The sequence below is a fragment of the Carboxylicivirga sp. M1479 genome (genome assembly GCF_007097485.1).
Classification (GTDB): domain Bacteria; phylum Bacteroidota; class Bacteroidia; order Bacteroidales; family Marinilabiliaceae; genus Carboxylicivirga.
The window spans coordinates 167034-183663 of record NZ_VKDE01000002.1 but is presented as its reverse complement, the minus strand read 5'-3'; the positions used below and the strand labels follow the sequence as shown (position 1 = coordinate 183663).

The 16630-nt window shown below is 38.1% G+C and carries 15 protein-coding genes; 1 reads left to right on the top strand and 14 read right to left on the bottom strand.

The window, feature by feature from the left end:
- Position 1 precedes the first annotated feature (1 nt).
- The 5 genes from FNN09_RS02580 to FNN09_RS02560 all read right to left on the bottom strand — a co-directional run bounded on the left by FNN09_RS02580 (position 2) and on the right by FNN09_RS02560 (position 4488).
- Positions 2-937 carry a type IX secretion system membrane protein PorP/SprF gene (locus FNN09_RS02580; RefSeq protein ID WP_143299911.1) on the bottom strand — a complete coding sequence of 312 codons (936 nt, stop codon included), beginning with the start codon at positions 935-937 and terminating at the stop codon, positions 2-4.
- A complete protein-coding gene (locus FNN09_RS02575) occupies positions 934-2637 on the bottom strand; it encodes a gliding motility-associated C-terminal domain-containing protein (protein WP_185968825.1) in 1704 nt (567 codons plus the stop codon). Before FNN09_RS02575 ends, FNN09_RS02580 begins: the two co-directional genes overlap by 4 nt.
- A 374-nt stretch (positions 2638-3011) precedes the next feature.
- Complete coding sequence (locus FNN09_RS02570; RefSeq protein ID WP_143299909.1) at positions 3012-3404, bottom strand: HIT family protein; 393 nt, start codon at positions 3402-3404, stop codon at positions 3012-3014.
- Between the two features lie 10 nt (positions 3405-3414).
- Positions 3415-3879, bottom strand: a complete 465-nt coding sequence (greA, locus tag FNN09_RS02565) for a transcription elongation factor GreA (RefSeq protein ID WP_143299908.1) — start codon at positions 3877-3879, stop codon at positions 3415-3417.
- Between the two features lie 195 nt (positions 3880-4074).
- Complete coding sequence (locus tag FNN09_RS02560) at positions 4075-4488, bottom strand: hypothetical protein (RefSeq protein ID WP_143299907.1); 414 nt, start codon at positions 4486-4488, stop codon at positions 4075-4077.
- 495 nt (positions 4489-4983) lie between these two features.
- On the opposite strand from FNN09_RS02560, the gene FNN09_RS02555 reads away from it, so the two are divergent.
- Complete coding sequence (locus FNN09_RS02555; RefSeq protein WP_185968824.1) at positions 4984-5418, top strand: Rieske (2Fe-2S) protein; 435 nt, start codon at positions 4984-4986, stop codon at positions 5416-5418.
- Positions 5419-5549: 131 nt separating this feature from the next.
- Here the strand turns inward: FNN09_RS02555 and FNN09_RS02550 are convergent, their stop codons facing one another.
- From FNN09_RS02550 to FNN09_RS02510, 9 genes are all read right to left on the bottom strand, one after another.
- A complete protein-coding gene (locus tag FNN09_RS02550; protein WP_143299905.1) occupies positions 5550-6503 on the bottom strand; it encodes a pyridoxal-phosphate dependent enzyme in 954 nt (317 codons plus the stop codon).
- A 5-nt stretch (positions 6504-6508) separates the two neighbouring features.
- Entirely contained in the window at positions 6509-6739 is a 231-nt protein-coding gene (locus FNN09_RS02545; protein ID WP_185968823.1) for a putative signal transducing protein, read from the bottom strand.
- A 154-nt stretch (positions 6740-6893) separates the two neighbouring features.
- Entirely contained in the window at positions 6894-7838 is a 945-nt protein-coding gene (locus tag FNN09_RS02540; RefSeq protein ID WP_143299903.1) for a GyrI-like domain-containing protein, read from the bottom strand.
- Positions 7839-7940: 102 nt separating this feature from the next.
- The gene (carA, locus tag FNN09_RS02535; RefSeq protein ID WP_143299902.1) at positions 7941-9023 is read right to left on the bottom strand and encodes a glutamine-hydrolyzing carbamoyl-phosphate synthase small subunit; all 1083 of its coding nucleotides are present in this window, start codon (positions 9021-9023) and stop codon (positions 7941-7943) included.
- 1339 nt (positions 9024-10362) lie between these two features.
- Entirely contained in the window at positions 10363-11703 is a 1341-nt protein-coding gene (locus FNN09_RS02530) for a citrate/2-methylcitrate synthase (RefSeq protein ID WP_143299901.1), read from the bottom strand.
- A gap of 5 nt (positions 11704-11708) precedes the next feature.
- On the bottom strand, positions 11709-13040 hold the full coding sequence (argH, locus tag FNN09_RS02525) for an argininosuccinate lyase (RefSeq protein ID WP_221932404.1): 1332 nt from the start codon (positions 13038-13040) through the stop codon (positions 11709-11711).
- 629 nt (positions 13041-13669) lie between these two features.
- Positions 13670-14743: a M20 family metallo-hydrolase gene (locus FNN09_RS02520; protein WP_143299899.1), complete on the bottom strand. Its 1074-nt coding sequence runs from the start codon at positions 14741-14743 to the stop codon at positions 13670-13672.
- Positions 14744-14791: 48 nt separating this feature from the next.
- Complete coding sequence (argB, locus tag FNN09_RS02515; protein WP_143299898.1) at positions 14792-15574, bottom strand: acetylglutamate kinase; 783 nt, start codon at positions 15572-15574, stop codon at positions 14792-14794.
- A gap of 1 nt (position 15575) precedes the next feature.
- Positions 15576-16529, bottom strand: a complete 954-nt coding sequence (locus FNN09_RS02510; RefSeq protein ID WP_143299897.1) for an N-acetylornithine carbamoyltransferase — start codon at positions 16527-16529, stop codon at positions 15576-15578.
- Between the last annotated feature and the right edge of the window lie 101 nt (positions 16530-16630).

Genomic DNA, 16630 nt, shown 5'->3' with positions numbered 1-16630 from the left:
CTTAGAAGAATTTAGGACTACTTGATTTTACCTTAAACCCAAAATCATATTGGATCGCTATTTCATGTGTTCCATTATTATGAGAACTAATATCTCCTGTGGAATAATCCAAACTGTAGGAGAATCGCAACTGAGGGCTCACCTGATAAGCCAGCATTCCAGTAATCTCATTAGTGGTGCGGTAACCAACACCCAACCATAAGGCATTGTTATAAATAAGGGAAGCATTTACATCAAGCCATGTGGTTTGTTCTGGGTTGTAACGCAGCATCATGCTCGGTTGAAAATGCAATGCGTTTGACACGTCAAACAAAACGCCACCTGTTAGTAGGTAATTGGCCTGATTCAGCTCCAAACTACTTGAACCACCATCTATGTATGCATTGTAATAAAAAAAGTTAGGAATAGAAAAACCAACAAAATACTTTGATGAATACCATGCTGTTCCAAAACCCACTATCGGAGAAAAATTGGACTCATTAACTGAGAATACATCATCGATTACATCGCCACCACCTTCAAACGTTTTGACATCGGACCAATTGGAACTATGAAAATTGCCTCCACCATTAATACTAAAGGCCAGCTTTGCTTTATTAGCCATTTTTATACGATAGGTATAGGAAAAAGAAAAACCTGTTTGTTTAGTCACGCCATATTGCTGGTTGAAAACCTCCATTCCCAAGGCCACTTTTTCATTTTTTAGTGGCGAATGCATACTAAAGAGCATGGTTCCTGGTGCTCCTTCAAAACCAGCCCATTTTTTACGGTAACCTCCATACAAAGACAGTACTTCACGATTACCTGCAAAAGCAGAGTTTAGTGCATAGCGATTGTGCAAATACTGGCTCATCACCATGTCCTTCTGAGCGAGAACAGGAGCAACAGAACACAACAACAAAAGTGTTATAATTATATTATTAATTACCTGTCTCATGGTTTACTTCGCTTTAGGATTAGGTAGTTTTGTATTGGTTTGACAAGTTCGTCACCTTTAAAAGTATAGTAGTATGTACCTTCAGGACAAGGACCTGCATTACTGTTTCCATCCCAACCAATCTTTTCATCGCCATCTGGATCACCATCTGGGTCAACATGGCAGAAGTTCTCTTCTTGAAAAACAACTTTTCCTGACATATCATAAACCGTGAATGTGTTGTTGCTAATATTGTGAGCTCCTCCAATTATAAAGGTTTCATTGGTAAAATCTCCATTTGGAGAAAAGCCAGTTGTCTGATACAAATCAAGAATTGTAATTTCTTTAGTTGCTTCTACTATTGGACAAGTACCATTTTCAACAGTGCATATAACTTCGTTTAAACCACTTAAAAGACCACTAACAATAACCTTATCGAGTCTTTCATCATTTATATTTAAACCATTTGAAAAATCCCATTCATAAGGTAAGCCCTCTAAGCCAAGGGTAGAGAAGAAAATTGCTTTATCAAGATAACCCGTTGTATCTGGTGCCCCCAAGGAAATAATTGGCTTTTTATACAACTCCAGTAAAACCCCATCACTCCCAGTACAAGACTCATTCAAAACATTTATCTCAGTTAGTTCTAAGAGATAATATTCATAAGCCTGCTGTTCATTAGAATTTACGTAAGCTTTTGTTTCTGCCATGGTACGATCTTCAAAATACAATCCACTGCCATCACTTTCATCAGCTACAACTTTCCACTCACACTTGTTGCTTTCATACAAGGTAACGCTTACGTTTGCTTCATCACCACAAAAAGCCTCATCATAAAAATCTACTACTGGATTTGGCACAACATCCAAAATAACATCATCACTGGTGTTTAAAGTGTTATCACACCCTTCAACATCTATCAATGTGTTAAGAGTGTAGCTAGCACTTGATGCACCTGTTGGCGTAACAATTATTTTTTCCAAACTGTTATTCAAGATCGATGAGAATTCACTTTCTCCATCGGTATATGAAACGTCTATTGGAAATCGACCTGTTATATTACTAAACTCAAGAGTAGCATTTGAACCATTACAAATTCGATCTTCAACGATACGAAATTGAGCAGTGGGAGTAGCCACTTCTTCGATTTCCAAAACTCGTTGAGTGGAGGCAACACAGACACCATTTTCTACTTGGTAAGTAACTGTATGTGAACCAGTGTTGTCAGCAAAAAACGTGGCCTTATCAATTGTTTCCGGATCAAAAACACCACTTTCAGAAGCCGTCCAACTAAAATCTGTGAATTCTCCTCCTGGATCAGCACTAAGCGTTACTTCTTTTCGACAGGTTAACACATTGGGACTTATCGTTGGAGTAGGCATTTGGTCAATTAAAACTGTTTCAAGCCCATTTACAACATCTCCATCAACACCATTAACATCTTTAAAATCGAATACTTCTATAGTTACGTCTGTATCAAAAGTAAATTCTTTAGTAAAAACATCACTATTCCAATCTGGCTCAGAATAAATACCACCCGCATAACTATATTTAAATTCATATGGTGCCGGACCTTCAAAACGTATCGTCATTGTTACTGTGCCTGATTCACAGAAACGCAATTGGTCAAATCCAACAGTAGCTTTCGCTCCTTGGGCATATAGATTAGTAACGCCAATCCATAAGGATAGCGTTAAAATTATGTGTAGATATTTTTTCATTCCCATTAATATTATTAGCAACGTAAAGTCCCCAAACCATACATCATTCAAGCAGTATACGCTTGATAATTAATAATGTTCCCAGCTCTTACAAACATAATTAAAAATCACCAATCAAAATTTATTTTAACCATACTCTAGAAGTCCTTCGTCTTTAATTATTAGCCGTTCGTCAAAACAAAATAACCGCAATTACTATTTCAACGCTATCTTTTGTCATTCAACATCCGCTTAATCCACGTTTTCAACACTCAAAACACTTCAAATATAGATGTACAAATTAAGCAACGTTTAACTACTAAGGAAGTTGAATCTATCCCAAAAAAAAGACCGCCTATCAGCAGTCTTAACTTTTATAATGTAGTGTATTCGTTTTACAATGCTCCACGTACTGATTTTGCAATGGCTTCAAACTCCTCTTGCGATAACTTTAATTTATCGTTCGAAAAGTTGACATCAGCCTCAATATTCATTGGAATAAGATGGATGTGTGCATGCGGCACTTCAAGCCCTAACACAGCTACACCAATACGCTTGCACTCAATCACCTTTTTTTGCGCTATTGCAATTTTTTTAGCAAACACCTGCATATCGGCAAGCAAGTTATCTTCCAAATCAAACAGATAATCTGTTTCTTGCTTAGGAATAACCAATGTATGACCTTTAGCCAAAGGATTAATATCTAAAAACGCAAAAAAGCGCTCATCCTCTGCTATTTTATAACACGGTATATCTCCGTTTATTATTTTCGTGAAAATGGTTGGCATCGTCAAACAATTAAATGGATATCTCTACAACCTCAAATGTCATCATGCCTGAAGGCACTTTTATTTCAACCTGATCGCCAACTACTTTACCCAATAAACCTTTGGCAATAGGTGTTGATATGGAAATTTTTCCTTCTTTTAAATTAGCCTCACTCTCAGGAACCAAAGTATAAGTCATCGTAGCCTTATTCTTCAGGTTTTTAATTTTCACTTTATTCAACAATTGCACCTTTGAAGTATCAATTTTCGACTCGTCAATAATTCGACTATTCGCTAATGTATCTTTCATCTTCGCAATTCGCATCTCTAGTAAACCTTGGGCTTCTTTTGCTGCATCATATTCTGCATTCTCCGACAAGTCACCTTTATCACGAGCCTCTGCAATTTGCTTAGAAATTGATGGACGCTCAAAAGTCTCTAACTGATGTAACTCTTCTTTAAGCTTCTTTAAGCCGGCTTCGGTTATATATTTCATTTTGAATAAATTTTAAATGTTAACAGTAATGCTGCCTTGTATACATTCTTGCATCATTACACTCTACTTGATATAAAAAAAATAAAGAATCCTGATGTCCCAGAACTCTTTGCTACAAATATATTAAAGATATCAGATAATTCAAAAGGCACCAACATCAACAAGAACACTAACCACTATCTATCAAATCATTAACTACTCATATGGTCGGTTTAATATTTCGGAGTATATGACTGCTTCGCGCAAATCTATTTGTTCTTTATCAAATTCAAAGCCATCATTTTCGTACTCGTCATGCTTAAGATCCAATGGCTTTTGTACCACATTGCGAACTTTCGTTTTTACCTGAGGTTTTGCTTGCATATGCAAAGGCACATGTTTTGGCTTAGGTTTCTGCACTGGAACTACTTTCTCTTTCTTTTCGGTGCTTTGCTGAAAAAGATCTTTCAAATCTGCCAGAATATCTTCCTCCTCAACACTAGGCTGCATGGGTTCGTTCGTATCGGGCATAACTTCTTTTGCCCTTGCCTTTTTCTGCTTCTTTAATGCACTAATAACTAAAGCAGCAAGCATAGCAATGATATATAATATATTACCTAAATCATCCATAAAGCAAATCTTAAATATTGAGCCAATTTACCATTTTTATGCTAAAAAGTTGCATAACTAAGACTCTATTCACAGCAATCCTTTAACATTCAAGCACCCTGTGGCAGATATCTAAAGACCACACTATATGCCTTACACTTCGCACAGGTCTATTCTATTTCAAGATTTAGAGGTTGACTTGAATCAGTTCAGATGAAGCAAAAGCTTAGTAAAGCTAAATCTGTAAAATATGAGCTTTGAAAGTAAATTCTATATGTATTGAAGCGGTATATGCAAGAGCTTTGAATATCAATTACAGTTTTTAAAACATCTAAAATAAAAACCCTAATATTGCACATTCAAACTAGCTTTGCGCATACCAAACAATAAATAAAAAGCTAGAACGTTTATAATTATCCTTACTAATATGAAACAAGCCTTAATTACTACTTCTCACACAGGAGGATGGCAAAATTGGCGAGTTCCATATGATAAATGGGTACAAATTTTAGACAAATGAAAAAACCAATATATCTATTCATCGTATTCATTTCTTTATCGTGCAGCAAAGATTCTGTAGAGATAATACCGAATATTAAATTTAACGCCTCCATAAATCTGGATAACCCACAATATGCAGGAAGCAACCCTTTTATAATAAGACCTGGTGGCACCAACCGATATGTGGGTATTAATGGCGTGGTTGTATTTGAAGTTAGTTCGTCGGAATTTTATGCTTTCGACCTTATGTGTACGCATCAGCATGAAAAGACAGGTGCCTTTTTTGTTGATTTTGACAACATAGGAGATGTTGTACTGGTGTGTCCCGAGTGCCAATCAGAATTTAATGTCGCAGCAGAGTACGGCAGCATTATAAAAGGACCAGCCAAATGGCCATTAAAGCGCTACCAAACATCGGTTAGTGGTAATACCTTAAGAATTTGGAATTAAACAACTTCAGTAACCAGTTTTGGCATTAGATTTGTTGAATAAGCTAACTAATCAGTAATTAGCATACTGTAGTTAAGCATTTTATTGCTTATTACATTCCCCCTAAATGCCTCGATACTATCGGGGCATTTTTATTTTGAACTGAAGGGCAGCTTTTCAAGATCCACATTTCCTCCTGTTAAGATGATGCCCACCTTTTGATGCTTAAACGCCGCTTTATTCTCTAATAACACAGCCAATGGAACGGCTGAAGATGGCTCAACAATTATTTTCATTCGCTCCCAAATGAGGCGCATAGCTGCAACAATACTTTGTTCCGAGACAGTATAAATTTCATGCACCTTACTTTTTATAATCTCAAATGTTAAATCGCCCAAAGAAGTACGTAAACCATCGGCTATGGTATTGGGATTAACAACCGAATGAAACTCACCACTCTTGAACGATTGGTAAGCATCACTGGCCATGGCAGGTTCAGCAGCAATAATTTTTACTTCTGGAAATTCTTCAGAAAGATAAGTTGCTGAACCGCTAAGCAAGCCTCCACCGCCCACGGGTGTCATTACAATATCAAGTGAGTTAACTTGCTGCATCAATTCAAGAGAAGACGTTCCTTGCCCACAAATTACCTCGAACTGATTATAAGGATGCACCAGAGTAGCCCCCGTCTTTGCAATAACGGCATTAAGCGTCTGCTCACGTGCCTCTAAGGTTGGTTCACAAAAGGTTATTTCTGCGCCATAGCCTGCAACAGCTACTTTTTTAATCTCAGGAGCATTTTTGGGCATGACAATATAAGCCATTACCCCATTGTTTGCAGCCGCCAAAGCCAAAGCTGCAGCATGATTACCCGAGGAGTGTGTTGCAACACCATTTTTCTTTTGCTCATCAGTTAATGACAACACCGCATTAGTAGCACCTCGGTATTTAAAGGCCCCAACTTTTTGGAAGTTTTCGCATTTAAAATAAACATCGGCTCCAGTAATTTGATTAATGGCCTGTGACGACAAAACTGGGGTACAATGAACAATTGGCTTAATTAAGTCGTAAGCTTTAATAACATCCCGAGAAGTTGGTAATAACATTCGTTTTATTTTTGCAGTTCGCTAATAAATTTTTCTACAACAGGACGCGCTTTTTCTTCATCCTTAGCAAATACATATAAATCTATGGCAGATAGCGTTCCCGCAACAAAGCCAGCTGAAACACCCGATTCATAATCATTCTTTATCAAGGATTCGATTCCAGCATCGGCCAATACATTTTTTAAATGTGTAATCGTCAATTCCGTATCACTATAAACTTTTATTAAATCATCCATAGGGCAACTTTTTAAATTATAAAACACATAGGTTCCCAATAAAGATATCATAAAAAGAAGAGTTTACAAAGAAGATCTATTGTAGCGGAATGACCAAAGAAGAATAGTACCAGGCCATCAACCAATAGTTAATGACCTGACTTTGCTTAAGAAGTTACAAAGGCTTAACGGGCACACAAATATCGACGATGAATTTATTGTCCTTTGGCTCCTCGGAATACAATTCAAAACACGGCTTATCGTCGGGCTGATAACCGCTTTTAGGAAACCAGCTTGCATACATCCAGTTCCAGGCCTCAGCAAATTCATGCGCTTCAACTTCGAAACGAGCTACAACATACGAACCGCCCTCTACCACCATTTTACCAATTTCGCCATCGACTTTCGCATCCTCAGGAATTGTGATACAAATACTGGTTCGCAGCTTCATATCGTCGGTAATATTAGGATCATCGTGGTAAACTGCTAATGATTGAAAGTTAGGCTGAGCCAACAAGCCTTTGGCCCCTGCCCAGGTCATCATTTTATGCCATAAGCCACGAAACAACTCTTCATCACCTTTATAAGGTCCAATGTGTCGCACATATGCCACTGTCATGCTTGGCATGTTCTTCACTTCAATACTTTTGTTTAGTTCCATATTCGTCATCCATTTAAGTGATTTAGTATGGGAACAAAAGTAGACACTCAGCTCCTGCTGTATTTTCTTAGGATTGCTTTTGACTTGACTCAAATTGCTTTTTTGAATCATTTCTTTACGCCATTGACTTGGCGATTGACCAAAATGCTGTTTGAAGTTTCGTGAGAAAATTGATATATCGGAAAAACCACAAGCCACAAACACATCGCCAATCTGCAATTGCGGATTCATTACAAGCATGGTAGCAGCTCTCTCCAAACGCAAGCGTGTAATAAATTGAAAAGGTGTTTCGTTGATAACACCCATGAAAATACGATGAAAATGGTATTTGGAGAAGGCGGCGATAGAAGCTAGTTCATCAAGAGTGAATTGCTTCTCCAAATTCTTCTCTATATAATCAAGCGTTTGATTGATACGCGAATGATATTCAATTGCGGTATTTTTTGCACCAACTGCCATAATTGCGGTTCGTTTTGGTTAAGCAATAAAAATACGCAATTTGTTTTATACGAAAGAAGGTCGCTTGCGGCGACCTTCGTAATTATTTCTTAAGCAAAGCTACTAGAGCTTACTTTCTTCTATTTTTTTAATTAACACGTCGAACAAAAACTCCGTATCGGTTGGTCCGCTAGATGCCTCAGGGTGAAACTGAGTTGAAAAGAATGGCTTTGTTTTATGAATAACACCCTCGTTGGTTTTATCGTTGATATTAACAAAGAAAGGCTCCCACTCATCAGTTAAGGTGTCGTTATCGATGGCAAAACCATGATTTTGACTAGTAATATAGCAGGTATCGGTACCCACTCTAATTACTGGGTGGTTATGGGCACGGTGGCCATATTTTAATTTGTAGGTAGAAGCACCTGATGCAATTCCTAGCAACTGATTTCCTAAACAAATACCAAAAATAGGCTTACCAATTTCCATGGCTTTTTGAATGTGCTTAATGGTAATTTCGCACATTTGAGGATCACCAGGTCCATTTGACAACATAATACCATCATAATCTTCCTGAGTGAAATCGTAATCCCAAGGAACACGAATAACGGTTGTATCGCGCTTTAATAAACTACGCAAAATATTATTCTTAGCGCCGGTATCAACTAACACTACTTTATGCTTACCGTTGCCGTATACTTTTTTCTCTTTAACACTAACTTTGGCAACCAGGTTTTCTTTATTCGGATCTACAAAATCAATCTCGTCGCCCTCAACTTCTATCTTACCCAACATAGCGCCTTTCTCACGAAGTATCATGGTAAGAGCACGTGTATCGATATCAAAAATACCTGGAACTTTATTTTGGATCAACCATTCACGCAGACTATTTTCAGCGTTCCAATGACTGTATTCAAAGGAATAATCAGAAATTACTAAACCAGAAATATGAATCCGATCAGACTCATGAAACTTTGGAATACCATTTTCAACATCGCTTTTGGGCACACCATAATTCCCAATTAAGGGATAGGTTGAAACCAATATTTGACCCTCATAAGATGGATCTGTTAAACTCTCAGGATACCCTGTCATGGCTGTATTAAAAACAACCTCTCCAGCTACCGACTGATGATATCCAAATGATTTTCCTTCGAAGACCGTTCCGTCTTCCAACACTAATTTGATCTTTTTTATTTCAGGCATGCCTTCAGATGCTTAATTGATTTACACTTAAAACCTATATAAAAAATGCATCTATCCATTATGTGGAATAAATGCATGCAGAGGGACTCCCTTATGCGGTACAAATGTAATAATTATTTGTATAACACTCGAATTTTTAAGCTTTGTTTGCATATTTATTACATAAAAATTAAGCTTACGCATAAGTATGCATTATTGTACGATATAAATACTAGCAGTAAGGTCTTACTCTACCATATTTATTAGGAATAATACCGATTATTATTCAAAATGCGCCTTTCGTTCGCTTCACTCCTAAAAGCACTATGAATATGTATCGGCATTATACCAGCGCATTTTAATATTTAAATGGTATAACAAACTCCAAGCACGCTGAACGACTTTTAACGCCATGTAAAACTTCATCCTAAGTCCCATTTAAAGAATATTTGTGATAAACATCAGATAAAACATGCGTAGTCATACCGTACACTTGTTTTAACTAGGTATATAATTGTTCGAGCTAATTATATAATTGCTTTAATTAGATCTATAATCTATTAACCTGGAGTTATAATTATTTGTACTAAACAATTATTTATGCTAATCGTTCGTACAATTGCTTTTAACAAATTTTTATTAGTGTGAGGTGTTATTGGAATTGTTTTTATAAGCATTATAGTTGTGTGAAATGCAAAGTTTTCGACCAATAAAAATCTGATACACTGTTCTTCAGATACACCTAACTCCAGCGAACTTTAAGGGTCATAGGATATTCCTGTGGATTAATAAAAATTTGTAACGAAAGGAAGCAATGAAATACCCTGTTGTGTGAGATGGTTTTCCTTTCTTTTGCATCGCCCAAAAGAAACAAAACACTAGTCCCATTGATGCTACCTCCCGCTCTAATGATAAATTACTTTCACAATCAAAGTAGGTCAAGCCCCTTTGATGTTCAATTAAATTAATCATTATTCACGCCTTCGCATGCCCGCCAATGGAACAGGCCACCGCACTGCCGAAATTGCATTTCGAGTGGGGCAAGAAGGATGGTCAAAAGTGAAGGATAATACCGATCGAATCAAAACGATTGATAAAAAAACAATCTGTGATTCTGTTATGGCATTAACCCATGATATAAGCAAAATGCTTTATCAAACATTTTGTTATTCATTTGGGATAATGTCACTACGCAGTGCGTGTGTTCATTTTAATTTATCAAAGATTGACTCTTAAATGGATTCTCTATACACTTTACTCCAACTACATGCAGCGCCAAGCACCATCAAAAACAAAAATGAGGGACCATGCAAATCTCCCCCATGCAACGGTCCCTCATACCCAATCAACAAAATCGTTTTTATCTATCGTTCAATTCAAGATAATCTATTCTTTCTGATACATTTTTATATGCAGGTCGAATGATTCGACGACTCGAGAAAGTCACCTCTTCGATACGATGTGCACACCAGCCTGCAATGCGCGATACGGCAAAAATAGGTGTATATATTTCTTTTGGAATTTGTAGACACTCATAAACAAAGCCACTATAGAAATCGACATTGGCACAAATAACTTTGGCATTAGCTCCTTTAAACTCATAAAACACCTGAGGTGCCAAGCGTTCAATGGCAGCATACAAATGAAATTCATCCAATCGCTGCTTTTCAATGGCCAATGCTTCAGCTTTCTCTTTTAACAATACGGCACGCGGATCGGAATTGGTATAAATAGCATGTCCGATACCATAAATTTTCCCGGTGTTATCGAAGGCTTTTTTCTGCAGTATCTTTTGCAGGTAGGCTTTGATTTCGTTTTCATCGCGCCAGTTAGATACATTGGTTTTAATGTTTTCCATCATATCCATTACCTTTAGGTTGGCACCGCCATGCAAACCTCCCTTTAGTGAACCCAATGCAGCTGCAATAGCCGAATAGGTATCGGTTTGAGCAGAACTAACAACACGCGTAGTAAACGATGAGTTATTACCCCCTCCGTGCTCAGCATGTATCACCAAAGATAAATCCAGTAAGTCGGCTTCTAACTTTGAATAATTATCGCCCTTAAGCATGTAAAGGAAATTTTCAGCTGTGCTCAATCCTGGTTGAGGATGACGTATGACTAATGATTTTTTTTGATACGAATGACGCATACCAAAATAAGAATAGGCCACGATAACCGGAAACTTAGCAATTAAGCTAATGGACTGTTTTATCAGGTTTTCCGGCGATAAATCTTCAGCATCTTCGTCGGCTGTGTATAAACCCAGTACCGAGCGAGCTAACATATTCATAACATCTCGTCCACGAAGAGACAAAATCATATTTTTAGAAAAGAATGGAGGCAAATGGCGCTCTTCGGCCAGTTTGCCAGAAAACTCTTCCAACTCTTCTTTATTAGGTAGATTACCAGACAAAAGCAGGTAGGCCGTTTCGTCGAAACCATGACGTCCTTTGGACTGGAAACCTTTTGCTAGATCCTTTAGCTCAACACCTCGGTAAAATAGCTTACCATCTTTTGGCACCAGCTTACCATCAACCTTATCGTAGCCCTCAACATCGCCAATAGTTGTTAAACCAACAAGCACACCTGAGAAATCAGCATTACGCAATCCTCGTTTAACACTATACTCGTCAAACAACGATTTTTCTATATCACTTGACGCCACGGCATCGTTCGCTAATTTCTCAAATATTGCCATAAATTCTATTTTAAAAGGTTTTGAACTGCATTGGATACAGTATCAAAGCCAAATTCTTGTATAATTTTATTCTTCTTCAATTCAATTTTATCGTTGCACAAATTACCAATTGAGCCTTCGTGCGTATGCTTAACCTGACCATCTGTTTCAAAAGAGCCAGCTTCAATGGCCATTCCTACCTGCTTATAGGCATCGCGAAAAGGAACACCACTCAACACCAACTTATTAACCTCTTCAACACTAAAAGCCAACTTATACTTCTCATCTTGCATCACATTGGTCTTCACCTCAATGTTTTCGATGGCATAGGCAGCAATTTCAATACAATCAATCAACTCATCAAAAGCCGGCATAAACACTTCCTTGATTAATTGCAAATCGCGAAAATATCCTGTTGGCAGATTGGTAATAATGGCACCAATCGACTCAGGTAAAGCCTGTATTTTATTACAATGAGCCCTCAACAATTCAAATACATCCGGATTTTTTTTGTGTGGCATTATGCTCGACCCAGTGGTTAAGGCATCGGGCAACTTTAAAAATCCAAAATTCTGACTAGTAAACAAGCAACCATCGACTGCCAGCTTACCAATTGTTTGTGCTACCGATGCCATTGCATAAGCAACCGTTCGTTCCATTTTACCACGCGCCATTTGCGCATATCCTACGTTGTAGTTCAAATCCTCAAAACCTAACAACTCGGTTGTCATTGTTCGGTTTAATGGAAATGATGAACCATAACCCGCAGCTGTGCCTAATGGGTTTTGGTTAGCCGTACGCCAAGCAGCTTGCAACATCAATAAATCATCAGATAAACTCTCAGCAAAAGCTCCAAACCAAACTCCAAAAGAGGATGGCATGGCCACTTGCAAGTGTGTATAACCTGGAATCAAAACATCTTTATGTTCTTCACTCTTCTGCTGTAATACCACAAACAACTTATCCACGGCATTAACCAGCGTCTCTATTTGATGACGGGTGTATAACTTTAAATCGAGAAGCACCTGATCATTACGAGAGCGTCCGCTATGAACTTTTTTACCAACATCGCCCAACTCTCTGGTCAACATTAATTCCACCTGCGAATGAATATCTTCAATCCCCTCTTCAATTTGTACTTCACCCTCCACAGCCTGTTTGTACAATTTCTTAAGCACTACTAACAAACTCTCCAACTCATCCTTGCTAAGCAAGTCAACACTTTGCAGCATTGTTATGTGCGCCATTGTACCTAACACGTCAAACGGAGCCAACAAAACATCCAACTCTCGATCTCGTCCGACCGTAAACTCTTCAATTCGTTTATCTACTGAGGTTCCTTTATCCCATAGCTTCATGTGTATCTATTTTAAAAAATGGTCACATGGAACTCTCATAATTAATTCAATCATTATCCTGTTTGTTAATGATTTAATTAATCATGTTCGTTTCATCAACTTACATTTTTGACGTTAATATTGTATAAAGCCAATTTCGCGAGTTACTATTTGATACTTTAAAAAACCTCACCCTTTCGAATTGGCAAATATATTTACTTTTTATTTATAATTATGCCATTTATGCATATTTATATGATATTTGTCAGTATTTTGAATTTTTATAAATAATCATCAAAGTTGTCCTAATTAATTATTGCCATTGGGCTATCCGCCCAAACTGGACTTTTTGCTGAAATAATTATAAATCATAATATCAAACTAATGTTATCCTAATTATTTTTCACTCAAGCCGTGATGGCTCTTACTTTTTTCTACAGTCAAAAAAGTAAGCAAAAAATCCGCCGGCTGCACCCACCTCACTCAAAAAACTAGGATTCATGACTGAAATTGTTTTAAACTCACACTTTTCGTTCCTCAAACTGCTTAAACAGAAAAACAATTCTTAACCGTCATGTTAACCCTGTTTTTTGGCTCACTGGCTGAGGCCGGTTCATAACAAGACGTTTCGAGCTATTAATAAAAAACGTTTAGGACGTGATTAATATCAAACCCTTAAGAATATTCAAGTAAATCCCTACGCCTTCTTTAATCTCGGAGAGGTATATATACTCATCGGGAGTATGAGAACGAGCAGAATCTCCACATCCCATTTTAATGGTCGTAAAATTCATTACGGCCTGATCGGACGTTGTTGGAGAGCCATAAGCCGTTAATCCCAGTTCAATACCTTTTAAAACAAAGGGATGTTCCATTGAGATGTACGAACTATTTAAACGAAATGAACGGGGCTTTACATCACATTTTACATACTGTTCGATTATTTGATGTAGTTCCGTATTACTGTAGCACTCATTTAAGCGCACATCAACAACAAAGCGACAAGAATCGGGTACAACATTATGCTGACTCCCTGCTTCCACTTGTGTTACCGTCATTTTTACTGGTCCAAGATGCGGCGACACCTTATCGAACTGGTAGTTCTTAAACCACTCAATATCACCCATGGCTTTGTACAACGCATTATCACCCTCATCACGTGCAGCATGCCCCGTTTTACCGTGCGCTTCGCAATCCAAAACCATCAAACCTTTTTCGGCAACAGCCATTTGCATTTGCGTGGGTTCGCCGACAATACCCAAATCGATAGTGCCAATTTCATCCAAGACAGAAGCCACTCCACTGGCACCTGAAATTTCTTCCTCCGCCGTGGCAGCAAAAACCAAATTATACGGCAATTCCTCATCTTTAAGACATAAAAAAGCAGCCATTAAAGCTACCAAAGGGCCACCAGCATCATTACTGCCCAACCCTGTTAATTTATCTCCCTCTAATGTTGCCGCAAAAGGATTATACTTCCATTTATCCGAAGGACGAACCGTATCGAGATGCGAGTTTAATAAGATTGTAGGCTTTGCATCGTTGCGCTGAGCAGCATAAACCCATAGGTTATTGCCCTGCCGTTGTACATCCAGTTCTTTACTTAAAAGATAGTTCTGCATTAGATCTACAACCTCATCTTCCTCCTTACTAAAGGACTGTATTTCTATCATTTGCTTTAGTAGCTCAATGGCTTCTAAAGTATATTTTTCTTGTTTTGTCATTATTCATTTCTCATTACGTCAAGGGCAGAGTCAAAACACACCCAATCTCTAGCTATTTGATAATAAAGTACCCGAGGAAAAACCATTATTAACACCATCAACATTGGTTATAAAAACCTCCGACACTCCCCGCTTTAAAGCATCAAACCCGTTATCTAATTTTGGTATCATACCATCACTAATCACACTACTCTCTTTGTATTCATCAAACAATTCGGGTGTTAAATTGGCAATAACCGATTGGTTATCCTGTGGATCAGCCAAAACACCTTTCTTCTCAAAACAATAGACTAATGAAACACGAAAAACGAAAGAAAAAGCTTTGGCAAGCTCCGCCGCCATCGTATCAGCGTTGGTGTTGAGCATCTGGCCCTTTCCATCGTGCGTAAGAGGTGCAACAACTGGTATTACCTCGTTTTTTATCATCTCCTCAACATTGTCAATATTAACGCCTGTTACGTCGCCAACATAACCATAATCAACTTCTTTAACAGGTCGTTTAACAGCTCTTACCAAATCAAGATCGGCACCTGTAAGGCCAATTGCTTGCTTGTTTAAAGCCTGCAGCTGGGCAACAATATTTTTATTAACCAAACCACCATAAACCATCACTGCAACATCAAGCATATCTTGATCTGTGATGCGCCTACCATCCACCATCTTGGTTTCAATGCCCAACTTTTCGGCTATGCTGGTTGCCGAGCGTCCACCACCGTGAATCAAGATTTTCTGACCCGCAATGCCTGAAAAACCTTTTAAAAAAGCACTCAATGAATCGGGTTCCTCAACCACTTTACCACCTACTTTAACGATCGTTAACCTATCGTGCATATTATTTATTTAAATATTCAATCATTCGCTTAATTACAACTTGCGCAGATACAACCCTATTAGCCGCCTGATCAATAACAATACTGTTTTCACTATCAATGACCTCATCCGTCACTATCATGTTCCGTCGCACGGGCAGGCAATGCATAAATTTAGCCTGATTGGTCAAAGCCATTTTTGCCTCATCAACCGTCCAGCTTTTATCTTTACTGAGTACCTGACCATATTCGTGATAAGAGGCCCAGTTTTTAGCGTAAACAAAATCAGCACCCTCAAATGCCTTATTTTGATCATATTCAATCGTTACTCCATCAGAAAACTCTGGAGCTAATTCATAGCCCTTGGGATGAGTTACCACCAAATCAACATCTGCTTCTTTCATCCACTCAACAAAAGAGTTAGGAACAGCCTGTGGAAGCGCTTTTGGATGTGGCGCCCATGTTAGTACAACTTTGGGTTTCTTTTTAGTTTTCTTTTCCTCTATCGTTACGAGGTCGGCAAAAGCCTGAAGCGGATGTCTTGTTGCCGACTCCATACTAATTACAGGCACCCCTGCAAATTCAATAAACTGACTTAATATTTTTTCCTGGTAATCATCTTCTTTATTCTCAAAAGTAGCGAATGAGCGCACGGCAATAATATCGCAATATCGGCCAATTACTGGCACAGCCTCACGCAAATGCTCAGGCTTATCGCCATCCATCACCACACCAAATTCAGTCTCCAACTGCCATCCATCTTTGTTGATATCTAACACGATTACATTCATGCCTAAATTCATAGCTGCTTTTTGCGTGCTCAGGCGCGTTCGCAAGCTCGAATTAAAGAACAGAAGAATAATGGTTTTATTCTTACCGATGGCATCCCATGCATAAGGATTCTTCTTTACCTCAAGCGCTTCTTGCAAGGCTAAATTTAAATCGCCTATATCGCTAACTTTTAAATATCTCTTCATGTCATTAAAATTTGCTTTCATTCACCATAAGAAACTCGCCAAAATTGCTCACACTCTGGGTGAGAAGCCATACTCACAACTCGCTTCCTGCCCAATAATCT